Source organism: Pantoea sp. SJZ147, assembly GCF_007828605.1.
Classification (GTDB): Bacteria; Pseudomonadota; Gammaproteobacteria; order Enterobacterales; family Enterobacteriaceae; genus Pantoea; species Pantoea allii.
This window is the reverse complement of sequence record NZ_VIVB01000001.1, coordinates 368,944-393,381: the sequence shown is the minus strand read 5'-3', so window position 1 is coordinate 393,381 and position 24,438 is coordinate 368,944. Positions and strand designations below refer to the sequence as shown.

Here is a 24,438-nt window from a genome sequence, read left to right as displayed (position 1 = left end):
TGGATTAGAATATCCAGCCTGCGTGGCGGACAAATTCACGCTGCAACAGGGTGGCCTGTTCCCATTCACCGCAGCGGGCAAGCTGGTGGCAAAGCTGAGTCAGAGACAGCCTTGCCAGTTGGTAAGCCTGAAGACGAAACAGGCGATCGCGGTCGGGGTTTTGCATTTCGTCCACCAGTCGGTGGTGAAGTTTGCCCATCGCATGCAGATAACTCTGGTCATCGCCATTTAGCTGGCAGATCTCTGCCATATCCCGGCAGGTATCATTAAACTGACGCAGTTGCTGAAGGGTACATTCAGCCCGGTTAAGTTTGGCCTGAGCCAGGTAGAAGTCGACGGTGAGATCGCGTACCGAAAATCGGTATTCATCAAGTTTATGCTGAAGCCAGGCGGAAACGGATAACGACATAACGCGCCTCAATATTGAATGATAATGATTATCATATTCATCCATAGCGGGATTGCAATCACCCGGGAAGAAATTTTTTTCGATTTATCTCACCTGTCGGTATAATCGGAAATAACAATCTGTTTACAATGCAGAAAGGCGTAACCTATCAATAAGGGCGTTATCCTAAAGTGGTTATTTAAAAATTCACGAATTATTAACAGGTTACAGCACCGTATTTCGTCCAGCGCTTGCCTCTGCAAGCCTGCCTGAAACGACTATGCTTAATAAATGCGCTGTCAAAAACAGCACCTTATGATTATCCCTGCAAAACAAGAGGTTGAAGTGATTTGTCAGATCACTACCATAGGGGGATAGCCTGAAAAGGTCCGGACTCAAGAGGTATCAACATGTCATCCGTGAATGCAGACTCTTTCTCACCCGACGATTATGTGTGGAAAGGGTTAACGCTGACTGAAACCGCAGCGAAACAAATTCTAAATCTGGCCGCAGAAAACCCAGAAGTCAAGGGCCTGCGTTTAGCAATTAAACAATCCGGCTGTGCCGGTTTTGGTTATGTGATGGATCTGGTGAAGCAGCCAGAAGATGATGATCTGCAGTTTTCCTACTACGGCGCAACGCTGTTTGTGCCGCTTCAGGCAATGCCATTTATCGATGGCACCGAAGTGGACTATGTCCGCGAAGGCCTGAATCAGATTTTTAAATTCAATAACCCTAAAGCTCAGCACGCCTGCGGGTGCGGTGAAAGCTTTGGCGTCGAGTAAGTGAAATATGTCACGACACAGCGAAACATCTGACGATGTACAAATGTGGGAAGGTAAGCTCAATTACAAAGAGGGCTTCTTTACCCAATTGCAAACCGAAGAATTTGCCAACGGCATCAATGAAGATGTGGTGCGGGCAATTTCGGCTAAGCGTAACGAGCCAGAGTGGATGCTGGAGTTTCGTCTTAAAGCCTTTCGTGCCTGGCTGGAAATGGATGAGCCACACTGGCTGAAAGCCCATTACGAAAAGCTTGATTATCAGGATTACAGCTACTATTCCGCGCCATCGTGCGGAAACTGCGATGACACCTGCGCGTCCGAACCCGGCGCGACTCAGGCATCCGGTAGCGCACCTGCCAGTGATTATCTGACGCAGGAAGTTGAGAACGCGTTTAATCAGTTAGGCGTTCCGGTACGTGAAGGCAAAGAAGTGGCGGTTGACGCCATTTTTGACTCCGTCTCCGTGTCGACCACCTATCGTGGCAAGCTGGCAGAGCAGGGGATTATCTTCTGTTCGTTTGGCGAAGCCATCCACGATCATCCCGAACTGGTGAAAAAGTATCTGGGTACCGTGGTGCCACCCAACGACAACTTCTTTGCTGCACTGAACTCTGCCGTGGCGTCTGACGGTACCTTCGTCTACATCCCGAAAGGGGTGCGTTGCCCGATGGAGCTGTCGACCTATTTCCGTATCAACGCCGCGAAAACCGGTCAGTTTGAACGTACGATTCTGATTGCAGATGAAGACAGCTACGTCAGCTATATCGAAGGCTGCTCTGCGCCCGTGCGTGATACTTACCAGCTTCATGCGGCGGTGGTCGAGGTCATTATTCATAAGAACGCGGAAGTAAAATATTCCACCGTTCAGAACTGGTTCCCGGGTGGCGAAGGCGAGGGCGGTATTCTCAACTTCGTGACCAAGCGCGCGCTTTGCGAAGGTGACTACAGCAAAATGTCATGGACCCAGTCGGAAACCGGCTCGGCCATTACCTGGAAATACCCAAGCTGTATTCTGCGTGGCGATAACTCGGTGGGCGAATTTTACTCGGTGGCACTGACCAGCGGCCGCCAGCAGGCGGACACCGGTACCAAGATGATCCACATCGGCAAAAACACCAGGTCGACCATCATCTCTAAAGGTATCTCAGCCGGGAAAAGCCAGAACACCTACCGTGGCCTGGTGAAAATCATGCCCACGGCAACCAACGCACGTAACTTTACCCAGTGTGATTCCATGCTGATTGGCCCGGATTGCGGTGCGCATACGTTCCCGTATGTTGAAACCCGTAACAATACCGCCCAGCTGGAGCACGAAGCGACCACCTCACGTATCGGCGAAGATCAGATGTTCTACTGTCTGCAACGTGGCATCAGTGAAGAAGATGCTATCTCAATGATCGTGAACGGTTTCTGTAAAGACGTATTCTCTGAGCTGCCGCTGGAATTTGCAGTGGAAGCACAAAAACTGTTAGCCATCAGCCTTGAGCACAGTGTGGGCTGATTGACGCCGTCACACGCGTTGCCGGAAGCAATGTGAAGGAATAAGCATGTTAAGTATCAAAGATTTACAGGTTAGCGTTGAAGACAAAGCGATTTTACGTGGTCTGAACCTTGAGATTAAACCCGGTGAAGTTCACGCCATCATGGGACCTAACGGTTCCGGTAAAAGTACGCTGTCTGCGACCTTAGCCGGCCGTGAAGACTATGAAGTGACCGGCGGTTCAGTCACCTTTAAGGGCAAAGACCTGCTGGAGCTGGAACCTGAGGAACGTGCAGGCGAAGGCATCTTTATGGCTTTCCAGTACCCGGTTGAAATTCCCGGCGTCAGCAACCAGTTTTTCCTGCAGACCTCCGTGAATGCGGTGCGCAAATATCGTCAGCAGGACGAGCTGGATCGCTTTGATTTCCAGGACTTCATTGAAGAAAAAATTGATCTGCTGCAGATGCCAGAAGATTTGCTGACGCGTTCCGTTAACGTTGGCTTCTCCGGTGGTGAGAAAAAGCGTAACGATATCCTGCAGATGGCCGCACTGGAACCCGATCTGTGCATTCTCGATGAAACCGACTCTGGTCTGGACATTGATGCCCTGAAAATCGTGGCCAACGGCGTAAACAGCCTGCGCAACGAAAAGCGTGCATTCATTATCGTGACGCACTACCAGCGTATTCTGGATTACATCAAGCCTGACTTCGTGCACGTGCTGTATCAGGGCAAAATCATAAAATCTGGCGACTTCTCGCTGGTGAAACAGTTGGAGGAGCAGGGCTATGGCTGGCTTACCGACGAAGAGTGATTCTGCGCTGCAACAGTGGCACCACCTGTTTGAATCACGCGGTGAAATGCGTTCAATGCAGGCTCAGCAACACTGGCAGCAGCTAATGCGTTTGGGTTTGCCCACCCGCAAACATGAAAACTGGAAATACACCCCGCTGGATGGCCTGCTGGCGCAGCACTTCGTGTTGCCCGACGCGCATGAACTCAGCGCCTCGCAGGTTGACGAACTGGCCCTGGCGCTGGATGCGATCCGTCTGGTGTTTGTTGACGGTAAATTCCAGCCTGCGCTGAGTACGCGTGATACTGAACTGTTTGAGATTCAGCACAGCGTAGCGGCCGAACGTCGTGATTTGCCTGCGGCTGTTCAGCCAGAAATTTTCCTGCATCTGACCGAAAGCCTGGCTGAAGAAGTGACCTGTATTCGCCTGGCGCGCGGAAAGGCGGCAGCACGTCCGCTATATCTGCTGCACATCACCAGCGGCAAAGACGATGGCATGAATACCGTGCATCATCGTCACCATCTGCAACTGGAAGAGAGCGCTGAAGCTGAAGTGATCGAGCACTTTGTGACGCTGAACGACAGCGCGCATTTTACCGGTGCCCGTTTTACGTTTGCCGTCGCGGACAATGCCAGGCTCAAGCACACCAAGCTGGCCTTTGAAAGCACCAAAAGCTATCACTTTGCCCATAACGACATCGTCATTAATCGTGATGCGCAAGTCACCAGTACCAGCTTCTTACTGGGTGCCGGCTTAAGCCGTCACAATACCAGTACGCAGCTCAATGGTGAAAATACTCAGCTGTCCCTGAACAGCCTGGTGCTGCCGGTGAATCAGGAAGTGGCGGATACTCGCACCTATCTTGAACACAACAAAGGCCACTGCCTGAGTCGTCAGATGCACAAAACCATCGTGCGTGATAAAGGGCGTGCCGTATTTAACGGCCACATCAAAGTGGCTCAACATGCACTGAAAACAGACGGACAGATGACCAATAACAACCTGTTATTAGGCCGTCTGGCGGAAGTCGACACCAAACCGCAGCTGGAAATTTATGCGGATGATGTGAAGTGCAGCCACGGCGCGACCGTGGGCCGTATTGATGACGAACAGATGTTCTATCTGCGCTCGCGCGGTATTGATCAGGACGCGGCGCAAACCATGATCATTCATGCCTTTGCTGCCGAGTTGACCGAAACGCTGGAAAACCCGGTGCTGCGACAGGCTGTGCTGCAGCGCATTGCGCAGCGCTTTCCAGGAGACGACTCATGATGCACTTCGATCTCGAGCGTATCAGGGCGGATTTCCCCGTTCTGAAGCGTGAGGTCAACGGTCATCCGCTGGCCTACCTTGACAGCGCGGCCAGCGCACAGCGCCCTTTGTCGGTCATCAATGCCGAAAGTCATTTTTACCAGCACGGCTATGCGGCCGTGCACCGTGGTATCCATACGCTCAGCCAGCAGGCGACCAGCGACATGGAAAACGTTCGCGAACAGGCGGCACGTTTTCTCAATGCATCGTCGTCGGAAGAGATCGTCTTTGTAAAGGGTACGACGGAAGGCATCAACCTGGTCGCGAACAGCTGGGGCGGCAGTCAGCTCCAGCCCGGTGATAATCTGATCATCACCCAGATGGAACACCACGCGAATATCGTGCCCTGGCAGATGGTGGCAGAGCGCTGTGGAGCAGAGATCCGGGTACTGCCGCTCACTGACAACGGTGAGCTGGCCCTGGCGCAACTGGCTGGATTAATTGACAGCCGGACCCGGCTGCTGGCGGTTACGCACGTTTCAAACGTGCTGGGCACCGTAAACCCGGTTAAAGCTATCGTTGCGCAGGCGAAGGCCGCTGGTCTGGTTACGCTCATTGATGGCGCTCAGGCCGTGATGCATGACAAGGTCGACGTGCAGGATATCGACTGCGACTTCTATGTCTTCTCCGCCCATAAGCTCTATGGCCCAAATGGTATTGGCGTGCTTTATGGTCGTAAGGCCCTTCTGGATGCGATGCCACCCTGGGAAGGCGGGGGATCGATGATTGGTGAAGTGCTGCTGCCCACCGGCACCACCTGGAATACCGCGCCCTGGCGTTTTGAAGCCGGTACGCCAAACACCGGCGGAATCATCGGGCTGGGTGCGGCGCTGGACTACGTGCAGGCGCTGGGTCTGGATACCATCCATCAGCGCGAAACGGCCCTGATGAACTATGCCCTTGATAAACTCTCATCCGTGCCTGATATTCAGATATACGGTCCGCAGCAGCGCGCAGGCGTGATTGCCTTTAACCTTGGCAAACACCACGCGTTTGACGTCGGCAGCTTCCTTGATCAGTACGGTATTGCGATTCGTACCGGACATCATTGTGCTATGCCGCTACTGCGCCACTATCAGGTCCCGGCGATGTGCCGCGCGTCGTTCACCTTTTATAACAGTGAAGAAGAGGTCGATCGCCTGGCGGCTGGGTTGACGCGTATTCATCGTCTGCTGGGCGGTTGAGCAGAGTAAACGGAGTGATTAATGGCGACGTTGCCAGAAAAAGAGAAACTGGTGCGCAACTTCAATCGTTGCGCCAACTGGGAAGAGAAGTATCTGTACATCATTGAGTTGGGTGCCAAACTCCCGGAATCATCTGAAACACTGCACCAGCCTGAACATGCCATTACCGGCTGTCAGAGCCAGGTGTGGATCAAAATGACGCCGCAGGCAGATGGCACCATCGGCTTTGAAGGTGACAGTGATGCAGCTATTGTTAAGGGATTGATAGCTATCGTATTTAGTCTCTATCAAAATCTGCAACCCGCTGAGATCGTGGCACTGGATGTTCGCCACTGGTTCGGCGAACTGGCCCTTGTTCAGCACCTTACGCCAACGCGTTCGCAGGGGCTGGAAGCGATGATTAAGGCAATTCGCCATACCGCTCAGAACCTCAGCTAAGATACACTCCAAAGACGCCATCCGGCGTCTTTTTACTATCTGACGAGAAAACCGCATGAAACCTGCTTTGTGTTTAGCCGGTGCATTGCTGCTGACCTGTTTTGGGCTCTCTGCACCCGTTTTTGCCACGGAATACCCGTTACCGCCACCTGACAGTCGCCTGATAGGTGAAAATGTCCTGACGCAGGTGCCGGATAACAAACGCCCGCTGGAAGACGTTGCTGCGCGCTACCAGGTGGGCTTGCTGGGGATGTTAGAAGCGAATCCCGGCACCGATCCCTGGTTACCGAAGCCGGGCACCCAACTCACCGTTCCGCTACAAATGATTTTGCCGGATACGCCGCGCGAAGGCATCGTGGTTAACATGGCCGAACTGCGTTTGTACTACTATCCGAAAGGCGAAAACAAAGTCATCGTGTATCCCATTGGCATTGGCCAGTTAGGGATAATGACGCCCATCATGGTGACCAGTATCAGTCAGAAAATCCCCAATCCCACCTGGACGCCAACGGCGAATATCCGCAAGCGTTACGCCAAAGAGGGCATCACGCTGCCCGCCGTGTTCCCGGCTGGCCCGGATAACCCTATGGGGCTGCATGCGCTGCGTATGGCCCGTGGTACGGGGCAGTACCTTATCCACGGCACCAACGCGAACTTTGGTATCGGTATGCGCGTGAGTTCAGGATGCATTCGCTTACGTACTGAGGATATCGAGGCGCTCTATAATGCAGTGCCAGTTGGCACGCGGGTACAAATTATCAATCAGCCAGTGAAATACAGCGTTGAACCCGATGGTAAACGTTATGTCGAGGTGCATCAACCGCTGTCGCACAGTGAGAAAGATGATCCGCAAACCGCGCCAATCGCGCTCAGTGGTGGCTTCAGGACGTTTATGAAAAGCGAGCAGAGTGACGGGGCATTGATCAAAGCCACCCTGATGCGTCGCTCAGGGATGCCTGTACTGGTAAGTGCGGGAGAGCCGGTGCAGAATGAGGCTGCGGTCTTATCGTCGCCCTGAGACGGCTGGAGAGGGGAGCGCGCGAGCCTTGACCGCTGAATAGCAGGCAAAAAAAATGGTGCCACAAGGGCACCATTTTTAAAACCAGAACTCTTACTTACGGTAAGAGTGAGCCTGGTTGTCCAGACGCTGGTTAGCGCGAGCTGCGTCGTCTTTAGCAGCCTGAACGTCAGAACGCACTGCGTTCACGTCGTTGCTCAGCTGGTCAACTTTAGCGTTCAGAGTCTGAACGTCTGAAGACAGCTGGTCGATTTTAGCGTTGCTTGAGCAACCAGCCAGCAGAGTTGAACCCAGAATTACCGCGCCCAGTACCAGTTTAGTACGATTCATTATTTATACCCTCTAGATTGAGTTAATCTCCATGTAGCGTTACAAGTATTACACAAAGCTTTTTAACTTGAGAATAATTTTTTGATAAGAACATGCTTAAACATGATCGTTCGCTCAAAGAAACAGCGAATTGAAGAGGAACGTAAAAAAATTTAGCTAAAACAGAGAGATTTAATCGGATTAACCTTAATTTTAAGGGCATTTTTATTGTGACTTTAGGCTGAGGTTTTCCAGAATCGCAATTGTTTAGCCAATAAAAAAGCGCCTTTTAAGGCGCTTTTTAAAAAAGAGGCGTTAAATGCGCTATTACAGAACGTGCACCGACGCCGTATTGGTGGTTCCGCTTGGGACCAGCGCACCGGAAACCAGCACCACAACATCACCTTTCTGAGCGAAACCGCTTTCCAGCGCCGCTTGTTTACCCAGATGATAGAAATCATCGGTAGAGGCGATTTCGCTGACCATACGTGTCTCAATACCTTTGCTCAGAATCAACTGGCGGGCGGTGGTGGCATTAGTCGTCAATGCCAGGATGGTTGCGTTCGGGAAGTACTTACGCACGGCCTTGGCTGATTTACCGCCTTCCGTTGCGACGACAATCAGGGGCGCTTCCAGTTTTTCCGCTGTCTCAACGGCACCACGGCAGACAGCTTCAGTAATGCGCAGCTTACGGCTGTCATTCTGACCGTCGATACGCGGCTTCATCACACGATCGGTGCGTTCACAGATAGTGGCCATAATCGTTACCGATTCCAGCGGATAGCGACCTTTAGCACTCTCTCCGGAAAGCATAACGGCATCAGTACCATCAAGGATGGCGTTAGCCACGTCGCCGGCTTCAGCGCGGGTTGGACGTGGGTTCTTAATCATCGAATCCAACATCTGTGTCGCGGTGATCACGACTTTACGGGCCTTATTACATTTTTTGATCATCATCTTCTGCGCGAAGATCACTTCTTCAACCGGGATTTCCACGCCCAGATCGCCACGCGCAACCATGATGCCGTCAGAGGCTTCGAGGATTTCATCGAAGTTATTCAGGCCTTCCTGGTTTTCAATCTTAGAGATGATTTGAATGTGTTCGCCGCCGTGCTGCTTCAGGTGCTCACGGATTTCCAGCACGTCTGAACGTTTACGGATGAACGACGCCGCGACAAAATCAACGCCTTGCTCGCAACCAAAAATCAGGTCGCGTTTGTCTTTTTCCGCCAGTGCAGGCAACTGAATAGAAACGCCAGGCAGGTTAACGCCTTTATTTTCGCCCAGATCGCCGTTGTTGAGGACTTCACAGACGACGCTGTTCTCAGTGACTTCGGTGACCTGCATGCCGATCAGACCATCATCGACCAGCACGGTGTTACCGATTTTGAGATCGTTGGCAAAACCTGAGTAGGTAACGGCAACGCGCTCGCTGTTACCAATCACGCTCTGGTCGGTAGTAAAGGTAAAGGTTTGACCGGCTTTCAGGGACACATCGTTGCCACCTTCCAGCTTCATGGTACGGATTTCCGGGCCTTTCGTATCCAACAGAATAGCTGCAGGAATACCGGTTTTTTTCGTCACGGCACGCATGTTAGTAATACGCTGGCCGTGTTCTGCATAGTCACCGTGAGAGAAGTTAAGACGCATAACGTTCATGCCTGCTTCAAGCAGCTGGGTCAGCATCTCTTCGGATTCGGTTTTTGGGCCGATAGTACAAACGATCTTAGTCTTTTTCATGACGGGTTATCTGTAAGTTGTGATGGATGAGAAACAGGATTTCGATGACAGCGCACCGAAATGAGAACTCTGGTTGAAAGCGATAAGGGCGGTACAAGATAAGAATAGGTGACGAAGGCCAGGCGTGCAGGGAAGTTGCGTGGTTAGCCGGGTTAACCACCGTGACGTTGTTGCGCAAACAATCTTAGTTATCGTCATAAGCACGTAGTCGCTGAAACCTTTCAAGTAAACAACGCCGCCAGTATAATCACTAAGTATGCGAAAACCAATCGAAAAACAGTCACTAAAGGTAATGTAAATCAAGAAAGGGGTTGTTGCGCAAAAGAAGAAAGGACGTAAAAGAGTGGTGCGCTCTAATGGACTCGAACCATCGACCCCCACCATGTCAAGGTGGTGCTCTAACCAACTGAGCTAAGAGCGCATATCAAATTTGGTGCGTCCGAGTGGACTCGAACCACCGACCCCCACCATGTCAAGGTGGTGCTCTAACCAACTGAGCTACGGACGCACTTGGTGCGCTCTAATGGACTCGAACCATCGACCCCCACCATGTCAAGGTGGTGCTCTAACCAACTGAGCTAAGAGCGCAACATGCTGTCAGGGCGACAGCGGGGACGAATATTAACGGCAGCGTAAGAGGCTGGCAAGGAGAAAAATACAAATTTGCCAATGAATGAACATCATCTGCACGATGCGCCGTTTTTTTGAACGTAACGGGCCTTTTCCGGCCCGTTCAGTCAGTTAGCGAGACGCGCGTGTCAGGATCAACGCCGCAGGTAATTGCTGTAAACGTCGTACCCGCCACAGCATCATCACGGCGGCCGAGGTCAGGCCAACGATAAACCCGCACCAGAACCCCGCCGGCCCCATGCGCGGGACAACCCAGTCGGTCAACGCCAGGATGTAACCCGACGGCAGACCCAGCAGCCAGTAGGCAATAAAGGTGATAAAGAAAATCGAACGGGTATCTTTATAGCCACGTAAAATCCCGCTGCCAATGACCTGAATAGAATCTGAAATCTGATAAATGGCCGCCAGCAGCATGAGTTGCGCAGCCAGCGTCACCACGGCGGGATTGTCGTTGTAAAGCAGGGCGATTTGATGGCGAAACGTCACGGTAAAGATCGCCGTGATTACCGCCATGCCGACACCGACGCCTTGCGCGGTCCAGGCCGCCACGCGCGCCTGCTCTGTCGAACCCTGACCCAGACGATAACCCACGCGAATGGTGGCGGCCACGCCCAACGACAGCGGCAGAACAAACATCAGCGAGCTAAAGTTCAGGGCAATCTGGTGCCCGGCAACATTAACAATGCCCAGCGGCGATACTAACAGCGCCACCACAGCAAACAGGGTCACTTCAAAAAACAGCGCCAGGGCGACCGGCAAACCTAACCCTGTAAGACGTTGCAGGATAGCGCGTGAGGGTGCCGACCAGCGGCTCTCCACGCGGATGTCCCGCATGCTGCGCATCCGCCGTACCCAAAAGCGCATACAGAAAAACATCGCCCAGTAGACCGAAGCGGTTGCTACGCCACAGCCCACGCCGCCCAGTGCCGGCATGCCGAAGTGACCGTAGATAAAGATATAGTTCAGCGGGATATTCAGCATCAGCCCAAGAAAACCCAGCACCATAGCGGGTTTGGTTTTGGATAGCCCTTCGCACTGGTTACGCATGACCTGGAAAAACAGGTAACCCGGCGCACCAAACAGCAGGGCATGCAGATAGCCTTCGGCTTTCTCCGCCAGTAGCGGATCGATGTCATGCATGGAGCGGATAAAATACCCGGCGTTCCAGAGCACCAGCATGATGAGCAGCGAGAGGAAAAACGCCAGCCAAAAGCCCTGACGAAGCTGTTCAGCGATTCGCTCGCGGCGACCTGAACCATTGAGTTGCGCAATGGTGGGCGTCAATGCCAGTAAAACACCATGACCAAACAGGATGGCGGGAAGCCAAATGGACGTGCCAACAGCGACGGCGGCCATATCCGTGGCGCTGACTGCGCCGGCCATAATGGTATCTACAAATCCCATCGCGGTTTGCGCCACCTGAGCCAGGATAACGGGGATCGCGAGGGCCAGCAATTGACGCGCTTCTGTTAAATACTTCTGCACGTAAACACCTGACTTGTCTGATTAATAAAGAAATGAGGAATGCTTCAGCGGAAGCAAGCCCTAGTGTAACTGGCGCGACTGATTTCTCCAATCTTTGTCACGCAATGCGGTTTCATCCTTTGTGGCCTGTCACTCAGGCTGTTGAAACCTAACACTTAAGCAGGGCTGTGGTAAACTGACACAAACTTCGCAGAGGCAAAGACTATGTTTACCGGTATTGTGCAGGGCACCGCAGAAATCGTGTCCATTGAAGATAAAGGTCTGTTCCGTACTCACGTTGTGAGACTTCCCGCCGAACTGCTGCCGGGCTTAGCGTTGGGCGCATCCGTCGCCCATAACGGCTGCTGTCTGACCGTAACCGACATTAATGGCGATCGGGTTAGTTTTGATCTGATTAAAGAAACATTGCGCGTGACCAATCTTGGCGACCTGGGTCAGGGCGATGTGGTGAATATCGAGCGTGCGGCTAAATTTAGCGATGAAATCGGGGGACACCTGATGTCCGGTCATATCATGACCACGGCCGAAATCTGCAAAATTATCCGTTCTGAAAACAACCGTGAAATCTGGTTTAAAATCCAGGATGCCGCGCAGATGAAGTACATCCTGCACAAGGGATTTGTGGGCATTGATGGCATCAGCCTGACCGTGGGTGATGTGACGAAAACCAAATTCTGCGTTCATTTGATCCCCGAGACACTGGAGCGAACAACGCTGGGTGCCAAAACCTTCGGCGACCGGGTCAATATCGAAATCGATCCTCATACCCAGGCGATAGTCGATACGGTTGAACGTGTTCTGGCGCAGCGTGAAAACGCCGCAGTGAAGGCGCTGGCCGATCAGGCCGATCAGCCCGACGAGGAACGGGATGAATAGCAGCCGCTAAGCCGTTTGCGACATACGGCCAGTGACCCGATGATGAACTGTCAAAAGCCGTCTTTCGGGACGGCTAACTTATGGATGAGCCAACCATAAGGCGGTGCCGGGAGACGGAAACTTTACCGCCGCCCGGCAGCGGTTTGTCGTCGCCGTCGTCCTGAACGCGATGGACGAGGCACCCGGTAAACCGATCAACAGGTATGACCGGGCCGCTCGCGGCACCTGCCCACAACTTCACCGCAACAACCTCACCGCGTTCGCCGCAGTCCGCCTTTATCGGTCCTAGCGGGCAACACGCAATCCGCCCTCGACGCCACGACTAAACACGATCTGCCAGAGCTGAATCTCGCGCGCGCGAAACGCCCCCGCGCAGGCGTTCAGGTAATACGAGAACATCCGCCGGAAACGTTCTTCATAGCGTTCAGCCAGCGCTGGCCAGGCACGCTGGAAACGTTCATGCCAGGCCATCAGGGTTGTATCGTAGTCGACGCCAAAGTTATGCCAGTCTTCCATGATAAAATGCGGTTCGCTGACGTCGGCGATATGGCGCAAAGAAGGCAGGCAGCCGTTAGGGAAAATATACTTCCCGATCCACGGGTCAACATGCATATCGGTTTTGATCGCGCCAATCGTGTGCAGCAGGAAGATGCCGTCAGGTTTAAGGTTGCGATCGACCGTTGCAAAATAGGTGGGATAATTTTTCGGGCCGACATGTTCGAACATGCCCACCGACACGATGCGGTCAAACTGTTGATTTAAATCCCGATAATCCTGCAGCAGGATGGTAACATCCAACCCTTCACAGCGCTGTTGCGCCAGCTTTTGCTGCTCTGCAGAAATGGTCACGCCCTGTACGCTGACGCCATAATTCTTCGCCGCAAAGGCCGCCAGACCGCCCCAGCCACAGCCAATATCCAGCAGCGTCATACCGGGTTTCAACGCCAGCTTGCGGCAAATCATATCCAGTTTTGCTTCCTGCGCCGCTTCAAGCGTGGTGGCGTCTTTCCAGTAGCCGCAGGAATATTGCATGTAGGGATCGAGCATCACGGTAAAAAGATCGTTACCAAGGTCATAATGGGCTTTGCCCACCTGCCAGGCACGTTTTTTTGACTGCAGGTTAATCAGACGCGCCAGCGCAATGCGGGCGATATCCTGGATGTGATGGGGGAGTTGTTCATCCAGTTTATGTTTCAGCGCCCGATGAAAAAACATATCCAGCCGTTCGCACTCCCACCAGCCATCCATATAACTCTCGCCCAGCCCGAGAGAGCCTTTTTGCAGGACGCGTTTGAAAAAATCGGGATGTTTAACCTGAATATCCCACGGACGAGAACCGTTAATGTCGATATCTGCTTTTTGCAGTAACTCATGAACGATGCGGTACCAATGGTTTCGTTCAATATCCACTTCTGCTAAACATGATGAACTCATAGCCACTCCATCACCAGAACTGTCAGAACCTGAGGAAGAGCAGGAGCCGTTTCTCAGGGTTATGAGAAAAGTCACAGATGACGCCTTGCGCCAGACAACAAAAGAGTACAGAGAAATGACATCAAGCCGATGTCCGCAGAGGGCATTGCCCACACCGACACCGTCACAGCAACGACGCTGCGATTCACTATTTTATTATGATGATACTGCGAGTCAGGGCCCGGCACAGGAGGCGCTGGCGGGCCCATCACGTGTTGATCACTGCGACGACAGAAAGTCGTTGCCTCAGTGATTATCCTGGCAGGGATGCGCTGCGGAGGCAATATCAGTTTGTGCGCAGACGCGACGCTGGAACTGATAGCCCATCAGCGCCAGTATAATCGTTATCGCCATAATGAGCGTGGTGGTCAACAGCGCGTGGCTCAGTCCCGCCGATACGGCCAGGCTGGCGACAAAACACAGGCCAAGCTGCAATGTGTTTTGCAGGGCGGCGGCTTTGCCAGTGGCATGCGGGAACGGGAGAAGGGCACTGGACACCACGATGGGATAAATCGCGCCATTAGCCAGTGCCATGCCGCAAAACGGCACCAGCAAAGCGGCCAGCGAAACGCTGCCTGAGAGTGCGACGGCGAACAGCGCCAGCACGCTCAGGCTGTAGACGAGCAGCAGCCACGGCAGTAGCTGAGCGCCGTTAAAACGGTTAAGCAGTGCGCGGCAGCCAAAACCACCGATTAAAAAGGCAATCGTCTGCGGGATGTAACTTAAGCCAATATCGGCGGGCGACAGGCCAATATCCGCCAGGATAAACGGCGATCCGGTCAGCCAGGCAAAAAAACTGGCGGAACAGGCAGAATAGATCAGCACGTTGCCGCTATAGACGCGTGAACGTAGCAGCGTGATAAACCCGGGCTGTGAGGGTGTTGCACGGCTTGTTTTTTGCACCGAAGGCAGGCGCAGCGTAATTATAATCAGGGCTGCCGCGATAAAGGTCAGCACAACGAAAATCGAACGCCAGTGAAAATGGCCAATCAGCCAGGCACCCAGCAAAGGGGCCAACGCAGGAGACAACGCGACCAGCGGCATAATGGTGGCAAAGACTTTATTGGCACGGGACGGAGGATAGCGATCGACCACCAGTGCCTGCCAACTGACGGCGGCCGCGCACACGCCAATGGCCTGGATAAAGCGCAGCACCAGCATCAGCACCACATCCTCCACCCACAGCATCCCTGCGCAACCCAGGGCAAACAAGCTCAGACCGGCAAGCAATACCGGCTTACGCCCAATACGGTCAGACAGCGGGCCCCATACCAGTTGACCGCAGGCAAAACCCGCCAGAAACAGGCTCATGCTGGCGCTGATCATACCCGCTGAGGTGTTGAAACTTTGCTGCATAGCCCCGAAGGCAGGCAGATACATGTCGGTCGCCAGAAAGCCCAGCATACTGAGCACGGCAAGATAGGGAATGAATCCTTTTGAAGCTGACATCTGATTCTCTTTTTTGCAGGATAAACGCGGGGGAGTGTAAAAGCTGTACTTCATGCTGTGAAACGGTAAAATTTGCCTGTTGCTGTTAAAAAATTTGAAGGCAGAATATGTGGTCTGAATATGCGCTTGAAGTGGTCGATGCCGTCGCGCGCGGTGGCAGTTTCAGTGCCGCCGCACAGGAGTTGCACCGTGTGCCTTCTGCTATCAGCTATACCGTCCGTCAGCTTGAAACCTGGCTGGCCGTGCCGCTGTTTGAACGTCAGCATCGTGAGGTGGTTTTAACCCCTGCGGGGGAACATTTTGTGCGCGAAGGGCGCAGCGTCATCAAAAAAATGGATGCCACCCGGCGACAGTGTCAGCAGTTAGCCAATGGCTGGCGTGGTCAGATAGGCATAGCCGTGGACTGTATTGTCAAACCGCAGCGGACCCGGCAATTTGTCAGGGATTTCTATCGCCACTTTCCCGATATGGAGCTGCACATCAGTTATGAAGTATTTAACGGTGTCTGGGATGCGTTGGCAGACGGACGGGTCGATGTGGCGATAGGGGCAACGCAGGCTATTCCGGTAGGCGGTCGGTTTGCGTTTCGCGATATGGGCACCCTGAACTGGCGCTGTATTGTCGCGCGACAGCATCCGTTAACTCAGGTGAGCAGACTGGATGATGATGCGTTGCGCAACTGGCCGTCGCTGGTGCTGGAAGACACCTCGCGTGCTTTACCGCGCCGCATGACCTGGGCGCTGGATAATCAACGTCGGCTGGTGGTGCCTGAATGGCAGACCGGGCTGGACTGCGTCCGTGCCGGACTCTGCGTGGCGATGGTGCCCGGGCATTTAGCCCGTCCGCTGCTGGATAGCGGCGAGGTGAGCGAACTTGCCTTGCCTCAGGCTTTTCCTGAAAGCCCTTGCTGCGTCAGCTGGGCGGAAGATCGCGCATCACCGGCATTGGGCTGGCTTCTCAATTACCTGGGTGATGCGCAAACGCTAAATCAGGAGTGGTTAAGCGAGGATTAACGGCGGTAATCGCGGTAAGGGCCATAGCCCACAGAGCGTCGCTCAATCAGCGTCGGGTGGACTTCGATAGTTTGTGACTCTTCGCGCTTGCTGGTGATGCGGTCCAGCAGCATCTCCAGCGCTTTCTCGCCTAACTGCGCTTTGGGCTGATGTACGGTTGTCAGTGCGGGCGTGAAGTAGCGCGCATTGCGCACGTTGTCGTAACCAATCACCGAAATATCCTGGGGAACGCGCAGGCCCATTTCATCTGCCGCACAGATAGCGCCCATGGCCATAATATCGCCTCCGCAGAAGACGGCACTGGGCCGTTGTTTTTGCGACAGGATTTGCTGCATAGCCTGATAACCGGATTCTGGTTCAAAGTCACCCTGCACAATCCATTCTGAACGGGGCTGAATACCAGCTTCTTCCAGCGCCTTAAGGAAACCCGCATGACGACCGCCGCCGGTATTACGCTCCATCTGCCCCGGAATCGCGCCAATGTCACGATGCCCGCGCTCAATCAAATAGCGACCGGCCAGGTAGCCGCCCTGAAAAGCGTTATCCAGTACGGTATCGGTAAAGTCGGCACGTGATTCGCCCCAGTCCATGACCACCATAGGAATATTGCGGTTGGCTTCCAGCATTTGCAGCAAATCATCCGGATACTCTGAACACATCACCAGCAGCCCATCAACGCGTTTTTGCGCCATCATCGACAGATAGGCGCGCTGTTTTTGCAGGTCGTTATGCGCGTTACCCAGAATCAGGGTATAGCCTTTTTCAAAGCAGTGATTCTCAACGGCTTCAATAATTTCGGCGAAGTAGGGCGCTTCGCTGGACGTCGCTAACAAGCCCAGCGTTTTGGTGTGATTCACCTTCAGGCTGCGTGCCACGGCGCTTGGCGAATAATGTAATTCCCGAATCGCTTCCCATACTGCTTCGCGAGTATTTTCCGCAACAAAGCGGGTTTTATTAATCACGTGAGAAACGGTTGTGGTGGATACACCTGCGCGTTTCGCCACATCTTTAATTGTTGCCATGAAAATCAAACTCCCGGGCTTACCTAACATGTTGATAAGCATGTTGTTAAACGTTTGCGTCAGCGGACGGTTATTTCTGCAAAAAAAGCGTTTTTCTGGCCGGTAATGGGATATCGGGGCAGGAAATAACGTCTGAAAAAAGTGCTGGTGCAACCGATGTTGCGCGCTGTTGCGCAACAAAGGGGGGATTCTAACAAGGCTGCACGGATAAAACGAGATTTTTACCCGCGCGTATGGGAAAATCCCTTAACCCTACAAAACGCATGGCTAAGGAGTTGTGATGAGTACCGATTTGAAACTGTCATTAATGACAACGGCAGCAGCACTGTTGATGATTATCGCGTTTAGCTTTACCGCTATTCTGAACTAATAAAAAAAGCCGGGAAGGTTTCCCTTTCCCGGCTTTTTAAATAATGACGTTTAGCGAACGGTTTTTGGCGTCATAACCCGACGCGCACCAATGTAGTGGCGCTGCCAATAATCTTCGCTTAACGCACTGATTTGAATATCTTTACCGGTACGCGGTGACTGAATAAATTTACCGTTGCCCAGGTAAACCCCAACGTGATCGGCGGTGCCTCGTCCATTAATGCGGAAGAACACCAGATCGCCTTTCTCCAGCGCTTCACGATTCACCGGCGCAGCATCACGCAGATGATACATTTCGTTAGCGGTACGAGGGATTTTAAACTTCACGACATCTTTGTATGCGTACCAGACCAGGCCGCTGCAATCAAAACCGGTATGGGGTGATTTACCGCCCCACTGATAGCGCTTACCCAGTTGGCCCATCAGCTTCGCCATCGCGGTTTCACGCGCTTTTTGATAACGCTGGCGGTGTGCATTGCTCATTTTGATGGTGCCGGTCTCTTTGCTATCGGCACTGGCCACTTTCACCGCGCGCTGATGACCGTAACGTTTTTTACTGGTGGCGTTGGCCGCGACTTTCTTCGTTAGCGCCTTACGTGAACTCGCTGTTTTGGTGAGGGTTTTATGAGAGGGAACCGTGTGAGTGGCATTTTTACTGGTTTTAAGTGTTTTACTGGCTTTTTGCACTGTAGAGGGACGGCTCTTTTTCGCCGAGGCTTTAACCGTGCGTCGTTTGCGCCGCTCATCTTCGCGCGCACTTTTTTTCTCTACCTTATGCAAGCTGGCCTTAACCGGCGCCTGCGGTGATGCCGCGGCGACATTAAAGAACAGTTGCGCAAAAGCCAGAATAAGAAGCGTAATAATTGAACGCATAGTCCGTTTACTGGTTAAGCTGTCAGATCCAACAGGTGTCTGACAAGGGTAAGAAAAATCTGATCAAGGATCAGTGCCGAAGACATTCTAGTCCAGTTTTTTTTAAAACAGTAAGTCCTTTTTTTATTAATTAATGACTTGGGTAAAAATCAGGCATAAATAAGCAATTTCAGTAGCTTAAGTCAGCAAAATTATTGCAAATTATTAATGAGTTCATTCCGGCTATCATTCTTGTCCCGGGAGTAAACCTCCAGCAGACTTAACAAACATGGCGATTTACCCCTGGCCGGCACAAAATCTCGTTTTCAGTCCTGGAGGGAAGTCGCTACAATAAAGAAACACGAAGTGACGAATTAAGGAAGGCAATAATGAGTACTGTAGAAAAAATTCAGCGCCAGATCGCAGAAAACCCGATCCTGCTGTACATGAAAGGTTCGCCGAAACTGCCAAGCTGCGGTTTCTCTGCTCAGGCGGTTCAGGCGCTGTCTGCCTGTGGTGAGCGCTTCGCTTACGTGGATATTCTGCAGAACCCGGATATTCGCGCAGAGCTGCCAAAATTTGCCAACTGGCCAACCTTTCCGCAGTTGTGGGTGGATGGTGAACTGGTCGGCGGCTGCGACATTATTGTTGAGATGTTCCAGCGCGGCGAACTGCAGCCGCTGGTGAAAGAAACCGCTGAGAAGTTTAAAGAAGCGGAATAACAAAAAAGGCCGACATCGTCGGCCTTTTCTTTTGACTGGATTTTACTCCGCCGTCTCTTTCCCTTCCGTTGCCTCTTCAGCGATGGCCAATGGCCAGCCACCTAAACGCTTCCAGCGGTTTACCAGTTCGCAAAACAGCGTAGCCGTCTGCTGCGTATCATAAAGGGCAGAGTGCGCCTGACTGCTGTCAAATTCCATTCCCGCTGCTTTACAGGCTTTCGCCAGTACCGTCTGACCTAACACCAGTCCGCTTAACGCTGCGGTATCAAAGGTGGCAAAAGGGTGAAACGGGTTACGTTTCAGGCTGGCACGCTCGGCCGCGGCATTAATAAAATTAAGATCAAAAGTCGCATTGTGCGCCACCATAATCGCGCGGTTGCAATCGTTGTCTTTAATGCCTTTGCGCACCATCTTAAAAATGGCGTGCAGCGCATCGTATTCACTTACCGCACCCCGCAATGGATTGCTGGGATCAATGCCCGTAAAGGCGAGCGCTTCCGGATGCAGCAGGGAGCCGACAAAAGGTTCAACGTGAAAATGCAGTGTCTGGTCGTGATGAAGCCAACCCTCGTCATCCATTTTCAGCGTAATGGCGGCGACTTCCAGCAGCGCATCGGTTTGCGCATTAAAGCCCGCCGTTTCCACATCGATAACCACGGGATAGAAACCACGAAAGCGTTGATTAAGTGCGTTGGGGGAAGACGATTCAGACATCAGGATCTCATTGCAGAAAAAGGGCAACGCGTAGTATGCCAAAAAAGCGCACCGTCTGCAGCAGGTAGAGAGAGGGGAAACGAGAATCAGCCCGCGTGGCGCGGGCTGATATTGTACGGCTTAACTTCTGAGGCCGTGTCCAGCATGTTTATTTTCGATCAGTTCGATTTTATAACCATCTGGATCTTCAACGAAGGCAATCACTGTGGTGCCGCCTTTAACCGGGCCGGCTTCACGCGTGACGTTACCGCCGTCTTTACGGATGCGCTCGCAGGTGGCGGCAACATCGTCAACGCCCAGTGCAATATGGCCATAGGCATTGCCGAGGTCATAGCTGTCAACGCCCCAGTTATAGGTCAGCTCAATGACGGCACCTTCGCTCTCTTCGGTGTAGCCAACAAACGCCAGGGTATATTTATATTCAGCGTTTTCGCTTTGACGCAGCAGGCGCATGCCCAGCACACGAGTGTAGAAATCAATGGAGCGTTGCAAATCGCCAACGCGCAGCATGGTGTGAAGTAAACGCATAGCTTCCTCTTTTAAAAACGTCATTCCCGGATGACACAACTACTAAGTATAGCGACGATAACCGCGAAAGAATAACCGCAGCCGTGAGAACCTCTCACGGCTGCCTGCATGTTACAGGGCAGGATAATCAGTATAGCCTTCTGCGCCGCCGCCGTAGAATGACTCTGGACGTTGTGGATTGAGCGGGGCATCTTTTTGTAACCGCTGCGCCAGATCCGGGTTCGCAATATAGTCACGACCAAAGGCAACGGCATCGATCAAGCCACGGCTGATAAGGTCATCGGCTTTTTCGACAGTATAAGCGCCTGCGCCAATGATCACGCCAGGGAAGGTGTCACGCACTTTCTGACGGAACGCATCGCTGTAAGGTGTACCACCTGCCCAGTCAGGTTCTGACATGTGCAGATAAGCGATGTTGCGTTTAGCCAGCTCAGCGATATACCACAGCGCATCTTCTTCTTCGTTCGGGCCGTTATCCAGATTCTGGAAGCTGCCCACAGGGGAGACGCGGATACCTACGCGGTCTGCTGACCAGTTGGCAATCGCGGCATCAACCACTTCCAGCGCAAAACGTCCGCGTTTTTCAACGCTGCCGCCGTATTCATCGGTGCGCAGATTAGATGACGGAGACAGGAACTGGTGCATCAGATAGCCATGGGCTGAGTGCAGCTCCAGCATGTCAAAGTCCGCTTCGCGGGCATTGGCGGCAGCCTGACCGAAATCGGCCACGATCTGCTGAATTTCGCTGATGCTCAGTTCGCGCGGGGTTGACGTATCTTCACGATAAACGCTGCCGTCTTCAGCACGCAGTGAGGTACGGGTGCCTGCCGGAATCGCCGAAGGGGCAACCGGTGCTTTGCCTTCTGGCTGCACGCTGTTATGCGAAATACGGCCGGTGTGCCACAGCTGCACGGCACTGTGTCCGCCTGCCTGATGGATACCTTCATTGATGGCTTTCCACGCGGCGATTTGCTGCTGCGTGTGCAAGCCTGGTGCGCCCGCATAGCCTTTGGCCTGGAAAGAGATCTGTGTTGCTTCGGTAATAATTAAGCCAGCACCTGCGCGTTGACGGTAGTATTCAGCCATCAGCGGAGTAGGGATATCTCCTGGCTCAATGCTGCGTAAGCGCGTCAGTGGTGCCATAAATACACGGTTAGGAACGGTAATTGCGCCCACTTTTAACGGACGAAACAACTGCGTACTCGCCATAACAACTCCTTTCAAGTAGACCGGTCGTCTACAAACTGTGGTTTTTTATACCAGCGGATTTTTCAGCCACTGTTCGAGGGTAATAAATGCAAGCCTCATGGGCTGTGCTTTACGGGAAAGCTTGCTCTGCAAACTGGCGCCGAGCCACAACACATAGAGCAGTTCAGCCAGTTGCTCGGGTGGATGAGGCAATTGCAATCCTTCATCCTGCTGTGCCAGTTTGAGCGCACGCGCATACGCGGCAATAACATGACTGGCACCTTGCTGCAGGGCCATGCGCATGGGCTCAGACAGGTCACACACTTCGGCTGACAGTTTTACACTCAGACAACCGACGATATGCCCCTGTTGTTCAAAGACTTCAAGCGCATGCCTGAAATGGCCCAGCAATCGTTCACTGACCTTACCCACGGGGTGAGACAGTTGCTGCTCAACCTCATGCAGGTAGCGGATAAAGTAGCGCTCCAGCAGGGCGACGCCAAAGGCTTCTTTAGACTGGAAATAGTAATAAAACGATCCCTTCGGGATAGCCGCCTGAGTCAGCAACTGGTTCAGGCCCATGGCGGTAAACCCGCGCTGCAGGCAAAGCGATTCGCCTGTAGCCAGCAAGTGTTCCCGTGTCTCATTACGTTGTGGCATCTTATTCATGGGCTTTATCCTGGTAGACCAATCGGTCTAATGCAAATCTTAATCGCGTCGCAGGCACAGAGTGCTAAATCATCACGGACGGGAAGTGAATAAATGGCGCGTGCGGTGATTATTTCTTGCACAAATGCATCAGTCTGTCTTCAATAGAAGGATTAACGTTTGAGTGGGAGCAGTCGTGGCAGAGCAGCTAGAGTTTTTTCCGGTGCCCAGTCCATGCCGGAGTATTTGTCAGACAGATACACGCGGCTACTGTGTGGGGTGCCTGCGCAGCCGTGATGAGCGTTTTAACTGGATGCGCTACACCGACAGCCAAAAGCGCGAGGTGCTGCGTCTCTGCCATCAGCGCCGCCTGCGCCTGCTGCGTCAACAGCATAAAGACGAGCCTCAGGAACCGCAGCAACCTACCTTGTTCTGACCCCTGCGCGATTTCCGTTATACTCCCTAACCAGCCGCTTTTTGTGCCACAGGGAGAACACCATGTTACAACCGCAAGCCATTGCTCCGCAGGGACCCGACTTTTCACCGCTCATTATGGGCTATTGGCGTCTGATGGAGTGGGGCATGACGCCTCAGCAGCTGGTGGGATTTATTGAACACCATCTTTCACTGGGGATTTCCACGGTCGATCATGCCGATATTTATGGTGACTACCGCTGTGAGGCGGCGTTTGGCGAAGCGTTAAAATGCGCGCCGGCTTTGCGCCATCAGCTGCAAATCGTCACCAAATGCGGCATTGCAACCCGGGCTAAACCAGAACATCAGATTGGTCATTACGTGACGGACACCGCGCACATTCTTGCCAGCGCCGAACGTTCACTTCGCTATTTCAACACCGACCATATCGATCTGTTACTGATTCATCGCCCCGATCCGCTCATGGACGCCGACGAGGTCGCTGAGGCATTTCAGCAACTGCGCCAGGCCGGCAAGGTACTGCACTTCGGTGTATCCAATTTTACGCCTGCACAGTTCGCGCTGTTACAGTCGCGGCTGCCCTTTAGCCTGGTGACTAACCAACTTGAAATTTCCCCCGTTCAGCAAAACGTCCTGCTGGATGGATCGCTGGACCACTGCCAGCAGCATCGCCTGCGCCCGATGGCCTGGTCATGTCTGGGCGGCGGCCGTCTGTTTAGCGATCCCCATTTCCAGCCTTTGCGCGACGAACTGGCGCAAATCCGCGAGGAGACAGGCGCATCCAGCCTGGAACAGGTGGTGTATGCGTGGGTTATGCGCTTACCGAGTAAACCTTTACCTATTATTGGATCGGGCAAGGCACATCGCGTCACCGAAGCGGCAGGCGCCGCCGATCTGTCGCTCAGTCGCCAGCAGTGGTTCCGCATCCGTAAAGCTGCCCTGGGCTATGACGTACCCTGAGCGTAAACATTCGTCAATTTGCGGCAATCTTTGCAGGACGGGGCCAGGCTTAAGCTGAAACCCAAAGCAGAAAGGAGCCACAATGAAAGGTAAAGCCATCGCGTTATTAACGCTGTTAACCTGCGGCGCAGCTCAGGCCGCGAGTGAAGAGGTGACGATTCATGACGTGTCGCCGCAGGGGATCGGCAAATCCGTGGGGACGGTGAAGATCGAAGAAACGAAGTATGGTTTAACGTTTACGCCCATGCTGACAGGGCTCAAACCGGGCATTCACGGCTTCCATGTTCATGCCAAAGGCAGCTGTGAACCCGGTGAGTCAGAGGGGAAAACGGTAGCCGCAGGGGCTGCGGGGGGCCATCTGGACCCGGAAAATACCGGTAAACACCTCGGGCCTTACGGTGAAGGGCATTTGGGCGATCTGCCTGCTCTCTATGTCGATGAGCAGGGCAAGGCAAGCTACCCCGTGCTGGCACCACGCATCAAAACCCTCAGTGAGGTGAAAGGCAAAGCGCTGATGATCCATGTCGGTGGCGATAATCATGCAGATCATCCGAAACCGCTTGGCGGCGGCGGTGCCCGGTTTGCCTGTGGCGTTATCTGACGGGCCAGTCTGGCGGCGCAGGTGGC

26 protein-coding genes and 3 tRNA genes are annotated in these 24,438 nt (G+C 53.1%); 14 read left to right on the top strand and 15 right to left on the bottom strand.

Annotated features, from left to right (window positions below; genetic code table 11):
- Positions 1 to 4 precede the first annotated feature (4 nt).
- Positions 5 to 409, bottom strand: coding sequence for a hypothetical protein (locus FBY13_RS01880; protein WP_145393326.1), 405 nt, complete (start codon positions 407 to 409; stop codon positions 5 to 7).
- 389 nt (positions 410 to 798) lie between these two features.
- Here FBY13_RS01880 and sufA point away from each other — a divergent pair, with 389 nt between their 5' ends.
- The 7 genes from sufA to FBY13_RS01845 are packed head-to-tail and all read left to right on the top strand — an operon-like array spanning position 799 to position 7,398.
- Positions 799 to 1,173 carry a Fe-S cluster assembly scaffold SufA gene (gene sufA, locus FBY13_RS01875; protein ID WP_063879386.1) on the top strand — a complete coding sequence of 125 codons (375 nt, stop codon included), beginning with the start codon at positions 799 to 801 and terminating at the stop codon, positions 1,171 to 1,173.
- Between the two features lie 7 nt (positions 1,174 to 1,180).
- Positions 1,181 to 2,674, top strand: a complete 1,494-nt coding sequence (gene sufB / locus FBY13_RS01870; protein WP_145393325.1) for a Fe-S cluster assembly protein SufB — start codon at positions 1,181 to 1,183, stop codon at positions 2,672 to 2,674.
- A 46-nt stretch (positions 2,675 to 2,720) separates the two neighbouring features.
- Complete coding sequence (sufC, locus tag FBY13_RS01865; RefSeq protein ID WP_063879388.1) at positions 2,721 to 3,467, top strand: Fe-S cluster assembly ATPase SufC; 747 nt, start codon at positions 2,721 to 2,723, stop codon at positions 3,465 to 3,467.
- A complete protein-coding gene (sufD, locus tag FBY13_RS01860; RefSeq protein ID WP_145393324.1) occupies positions 3,442 to 4,719 on the top strand; it encodes a Fe-S cluster assembly protein SufD in 1,278 nt (425 codons plus the stop codon). Before sufC ends, sufD begins: the two co-directional genes overlap by 26 nt.
- A complete protein-coding gene (gene sufS, locus FBY13_RS01855; RefSeq protein ID WP_063881165.1) occupies positions 4,719 to 5,942 on the top strand; it encodes a cysteine desulfurase SufS in 1,224 nt (407 codons plus the stop codon). Before sufD ends, sufS begins: the two co-directional genes overlap by 1 nt.
- A gap of 21 nt (positions 5,943 to 5,963) precedes the next feature.
- Entirely contained in the window at positions 5,964 to 6,380 is a 417-nt protein-coding gene (sufE, locus tag FBY13_RS01850) for a cysteine desulfuration protein SufE (RefSeq protein WP_063879390.1), read from the top strand.
- A gap of 55 nt (positions 6,381 to 6,435) precedes the next feature.
- Positions 6,436 to 7,398 carry a L,D-transpeptidase family protein gene (locus FBY13_RS01845; RefSeq protein WP_145393323.1) on the top strand — a complete coding sequence of 321 codons (963 nt, stop codon included), beginning with the start codon at positions 6,436 to 6,438 and terminating at the stop codon, positions 7,396 to 7,398.
- 93 nt (positions 7,399 to 7,491) lie between these two features.
- On the opposite strand, the gene FBY13_RS01840 is transcribed toward FBY13_RS01845, so the two are convergent.
- The 6 genes from FBY13_RS01840 to FBY13_RS01815 all read right to left on the bottom strand — a co-directional run bounded on the left by FBY13_RS01840 (position 7,492) and on the right by FBY13_RS01815 (position 11,562).
- The gene (locus tag FBY13_RS01840) at positions 7,492 to 7,728 is read right to left on the bottom strand and encodes a major outer membrane lipoprotein (RefSeq protein WP_006118977.1); all 237 of its coding nucleotides are present in this window, start codon (positions 7,726 to 7,728) and stop codon (positions 7,492 to 7,494) included.
- Positions 7,729 to 8,034: 306 nt separating this feature from the next.
- Complete coding sequence (gene pykF, locus FBY13_RS01835; RefSeq protein WP_063879392.1) at positions 8,035 to 9,447, bottom strand: pyruvate kinase PykF; 1,413 nt, start codon at positions 9,445 to 9,447, stop codon at positions 8,035 to 8,037.
- A 344-nt stretch (positions 9,448 to 9,791) separates the two neighbouring features.
- Positions 9,792 to 9,868: transfer RNA gene (locus FBY13_RS01830), tRNA-Val, on the bottom strand.
- Positions 9,869 to 9,878: 10 nt separating this feature from the next.
- A tRNA-Val gene (locus FBY13_RS01825) sits at positions 9,879 to 9,955 on the bottom strand.
- 3 nt (positions 9,956 to 9,958) lie between these two features.
- Positions 9,959 to 10,035, bottom strand: a tRNA-Val gene (locus FBY13_RS01820).
- Between the two features lie 153 nt (positions 10,036 to 10,188).
- Positions 10,189 to 11,562 carry an MATE family efflux transporter gene (locus FBY13_RS01815; RefSeq protein ID WP_063879393.1) on the bottom strand — a complete coding sequence of 458 codons (1,374 nt, stop codon included), beginning with the start codon at positions 11,560 to 11,562 and terminating at the stop codon, positions 10,189 to 10,191.
- Positions 11,563 to 11,766: 204 nt separating this feature from the next.
- Here FBY13_RS01815 and FBY13_RS01810 point away from each other — a divergent pair, with 204 nt between their 5' ends.
- Positions 11,767 to 12,438, top strand: a complete 672-nt coding sequence (locus FBY13_RS01810; protein ID WP_145393322.1) for a riboflavin synthase subunit alpha — start codon at positions 11,767 to 11,769, stop codon at positions 12,436 to 12,438.
- 285 nt (positions 12,439 to 12,723) lie between these two features.
- Here the strand turns inward: FBY13_RS01810 and cfa are convergent, their stop codons facing one another.
- Positions 12,724 to 13,872, bottom strand: coding sequence for a cyclopropane fatty acyl phospholipid synthase (gene cfa / locus FBY13_RS01805; protein ID WP_145393321.1), 1,149 nt, complete (start codon positions 13,870 to 13,872; stop codon positions 12,724 to 12,726).
- A 285-nt stretch (positions 13,873 to 14,157) separates the two neighbouring features.
- Entirely contained in the window at positions 14,158 to 15,360 is a 1,203-nt protein-coding gene (gene punC, locus FBY13_RS01800; RefSeq protein ID WP_145393320.1) for a purine nucleoside transporter PunC, read from the bottom strand.
- Between the two features lie 107 nt (positions 15,361 to 15,467).
- Between punC and punR the strand changes: the two genes are divergently transcribed.
- Positions 15,468 to 16,373 carry a DNA-binding transcriptional activator PunR gene (gene punR, locus FBY13_RS01795; RefSeq protein ID WP_063879396.1) on the top strand — a complete coding sequence of 302 codons (906 nt, stop codon included), beginning with the start codon at positions 15,468 to 15,470 and terminating at the stop codon, positions 16,371 to 16,373.
- Here the strand turns inward: punR and purR are convergent.
- On the bottom strand, positions 16,370 to 17,395 hold the full coding sequence (gene purR, locus FBY13_RS01790; RefSeq protein WP_063881167.1) for an HTH-type transcriptional repressor PurR: 1,026 nt from the start codon (positions 17,393 to 17,395) through the stop codon (positions 16,370 to 16,372). The two genes, punR and purR, sit on opposite strands and share 4 nt — an antisense overlap.
- 280 nt (positions 17,396 to 17,675) lie before the next feature.
- Here purR and FBY13_RS01785 point away from each other — a divergent pair, with 280 nt between their 5' ends.
- Positions 17,676 to 17,765, top strand: coding sequence for a YnhF family membrane protein (locus tag FBY13_RS01785; RefSeq protein WP_019105306.1), 90 nt, complete (start codon positions 17,676 to 17,678; stop codon positions 17,763 to 17,765).
- A 50-nt stretch (positions 17,766 to 17,815) separates the two neighbouring features.
- Here the strand turns inward: FBY13_RS01785 and FBY13_RS01780 are convergent, their stop codons facing one another.
- A complete protein-coding gene (locus FBY13_RS01780; protein ID WP_145393319.1) occupies positions 17,816 to 18,637 on the bottom strand; it encodes a C40 family peptidase in 822 nt (273 codons plus the stop codon).
- Positions 18,638 to 19,002: 365 nt separating this feature from the next.
- On the opposite strand from FBY13_RS01780, the gene FBY13_RS01775 reads away from it, so the two are divergent.
- Positions 19,003 to 19,338, top strand: a complete 336-nt coding sequence (locus tag FBY13_RS01775) for a Grx4 family monothiol glutaredoxin (protein WP_172823923.1) — start codon at positions 19,003 to 19,005, stop codon at positions 19,336 to 19,338.
- A 42-nt stretch (positions 19,339 to 19,380) separates the two neighbouring features.
- Here FBY13_RS01775 and rnt read toward each other — a convergent pair whose 3' ends face one another.
- From rnt to FBY13_RS01755, 4 genes are all read right to left on the bottom strand, one after another.
- The gene (gene rnt / locus FBY13_RS01770) at positions 19,381 to 20,052 is read right to left on the bottom strand and encodes a ribonuclease T (RefSeq protein ID WP_096012656.1); all 672 of its coding nucleotides are present in this window, start codon (positions 20,050 to 20,052) and stop codon (positions 19,381 to 19,383) included.
- A 120-nt stretch (positions 20,053 to 20,172) separates the two neighbouring features.
- Positions 20,173 to 20,580: a lactoylglutathione lyase gene (gloA, locus tag FBY13_RS01765; RefSeq protein WP_063879400.1), complete on the bottom strand. Its 408-nt coding sequence runs from the start codon at positions 20,578 to 20,580 to the stop codon at positions 20,173 to 20,175.
- 111 nt (positions 20,581 to 20,691) lie between these two features.
- Entirely contained in the window at positions 20,692 to 21,789 is a 1,098-nt protein-coding gene (locus tag FBY13_RS01760; protein ID WP_063879401.1) for an alkene reductase, read from the bottom strand.
- A gap of 45 nt (positions 21,790 to 21,834) precedes the next feature.
- Positions 21,835 to 22,437 (bottom strand): TetR/AcrR family transcriptional regulator, encoded by a 603-nt coding sequence (locus tag FBY13_RS01755; RefSeq protein WP_145393318.1) that lies wholly within the window; start codon positions 22,435 to 22,437, stop codon positions 21,835 to 21,837.
- Between the two features lie 175 nt (positions 22,438 to 22,612).
- On the opposite strand from FBY13_RS01755, the gene FBY13_RS01750 reads away from it, so the two are divergent.
- The 3 genes from FBY13_RS01750 (at position 22,613) to sodC (ending at position 24,412) form a co-directional block, all read left to right on the top strand.
- Positions 22,613 to 22,852 (top strand): DUF1289 domain-containing protein, encoded by a 240-nt coding sequence (locus FBY13_RS01750; protein WP_096012659.1) that lies wholly within the window; start codon positions 22,613 to 22,615, stop codon positions 22,850 to 22,852.
- 62 nt (positions 22,853 to 22,914) lie between these two features.
- Positions 22,915 to 23,811 (top strand): aldo/keto reductase family oxidoreductase, encoded by an 897-nt coding sequence (locus FBY13_RS01745; protein WP_145393317.1) that lies wholly within the window; start codon positions 22,915 to 22,917, stop codon positions 23,809 to 23,811.
- Between the two features lie 82 nt (positions 23,812 to 23,893).
- Entirely contained in the window at positions 23,894 to 24,412 is a 519-nt protein-coding gene (gene sodC, locus FBY13_RS01740) for a superoxide dismutase family protein (protein ID WP_145393316.1), read from the top strand.
- Positions 24,413 to 24,438: the final 26 nt, after the last annotated feature.

Bases quoted from the DNA above. Each gene is read 5' to 3' on its own strand.
- FBY13_RS01880 (WP_145393326.1), bottom strand. From the start codon at position 409: ATGTCGTTATCCGTTTCCGCCTGGCTTCAGCATAAACTTGATGAATAC.
- sufA (WP_063879386.1), top strand. From the start codon at position 799: ATGTCATCCGTGAATGCAGACTCTTTCTCACCCGACGATTATGTGTGG.
- sufB (WP_145393325.1), top strand. From the start codon at position 1,181: ATGTCACGACACAGCGAAACATCTGACGATGTACAAATGTGGGAAGGT.
- sufC (WP_063879388.1), top strand. From the start codon at position 2,721: ATGTTAAGTATCAAAGATTTACAGGTTAGCGTTGAAGACAAAGCGATT.
- sufD (WP_145393324.1), top strand. From the start codon at position 3,442: ATGGCTGGCTTACCGACGAAGAGTGATTCTGCGCTGCAACAGTGGCAC.
- sufS (WP_063881165.1), top strand. From the start codon at position 4,719: ATGCACTTCGATCTCGAGCGTATCAGGGCGGATTTCCCCGTTCTGAAG.
- sufE (WP_063879390.1), top strand. From the start codon at position 5,964: ATGGCGACGTTGCCAGAAAAAGAGAAACTGGTGCGCAACTTCAATCGT.
- FBY13_RS01845 (WP_145393323.1), top strand. From the start codon at position 6,436: ATGAAACCTGCTTTGTGTTTAGCCGGTGCATTGCTGCTGACCTGTTTT.
- FBY13_RS01840 (WP_006118977.1), bottom strand. From the start codon at position 7,728: ATGAATCGTACTAAACTGGTACTGGGCGCGGTAATTCTGGGTTCAACT.
- pykF (WP_063879392.1), bottom strand. From the start codon at position 9,447: ATGAAAAAGACTAAGATCGTTTGTACTATCGGCCCAAAAACCGAATCC.
- FBY13_RS01810 (WP_145393322.1), top strand. From the start codon at position 11,767: ATGTTTACCGGTATTGTGCAGGGCACCGCAGAAATCGTGTCCATTGAA.
- cfa (WP_145393321.1), bottom strand. From the start codon at position 13,872: ATGAGTTCATCATGTTTAGCAGAAGTGGATATTGAACGAAACCATTGG.
- punC (WP_145393320.1), bottom strand. From the start codon at position 15,360: ATGTCAGCTTCAAAAGGATTCATTCCCTATCTTGCCGTGCTCAGTATG.
- punR (WP_063879396.1), top strand. From the start codon at position 15,468: ATGTGGTCTGAATATGCGCTTGAAGTGGTCGATGCCGTCGCGCGCGGT.
- purR (WP_063881167.1), bottom strand. From the start codon at position 17,395: ATGGCAACAATTAAAGATGTGGCGAAACGCGCAGGTGTATCCACCACA.
- FBY13_RS01785 (WP_019105306.1), top strand. From the start codon at position 17,676: ATGAGTACCGATTTGAAACTGTCATTAATGACAACGGCAGCAGCACTG.
- FBY13_RS01780 (WP_145393319.1), bottom strand. From the start codon at position 18,637: ATGCGTTCAATTATTACGCTTCTTATTCTGGCTTTTGCGCAACTGTTC.
- rnt (WP_096012656.1), bottom strand. From the start codon at position 20,052: ATGTCTGAATCGTCTTCCCCCAACGCACTTAATCAACGCTTTCGTGGT.
- gloA (WP_063879400.1), bottom strand. From the start codon at position 20,580: ATGCGTTTACTTCACACCATGCTGCGCGTTGGCGATTTGCAACGCTCC.
- FBY13_RS01760 (WP_063879401.1), bottom strand. From the start codon at position 21,789: ATGGCGAGTACGCAGTTGTTTCGTCCGTTAAAAGTGGGCGCAATTACC.
- FBY13_RS01755 (WP_145393318.1), bottom strand. From the start codon at position 22,437: ATGAATAAGATGCCACAACGTAATGAGACACGGGAACACTTGCTGGCT.
- FBY13_RS01745 (WP_145393317.1), top strand. From the start codon at position 22,915: ATGTTACAACCGCAAGCCATTGCTCCGCAGGGACCCGACTTTTCACCG.
- sodC (WP_145393316.1), top strand. From the start codon at position 23,894: ATGAAAGGTAAAGCCATCGCGTTATTAACGCTGTTAACCTGCGGCGCA.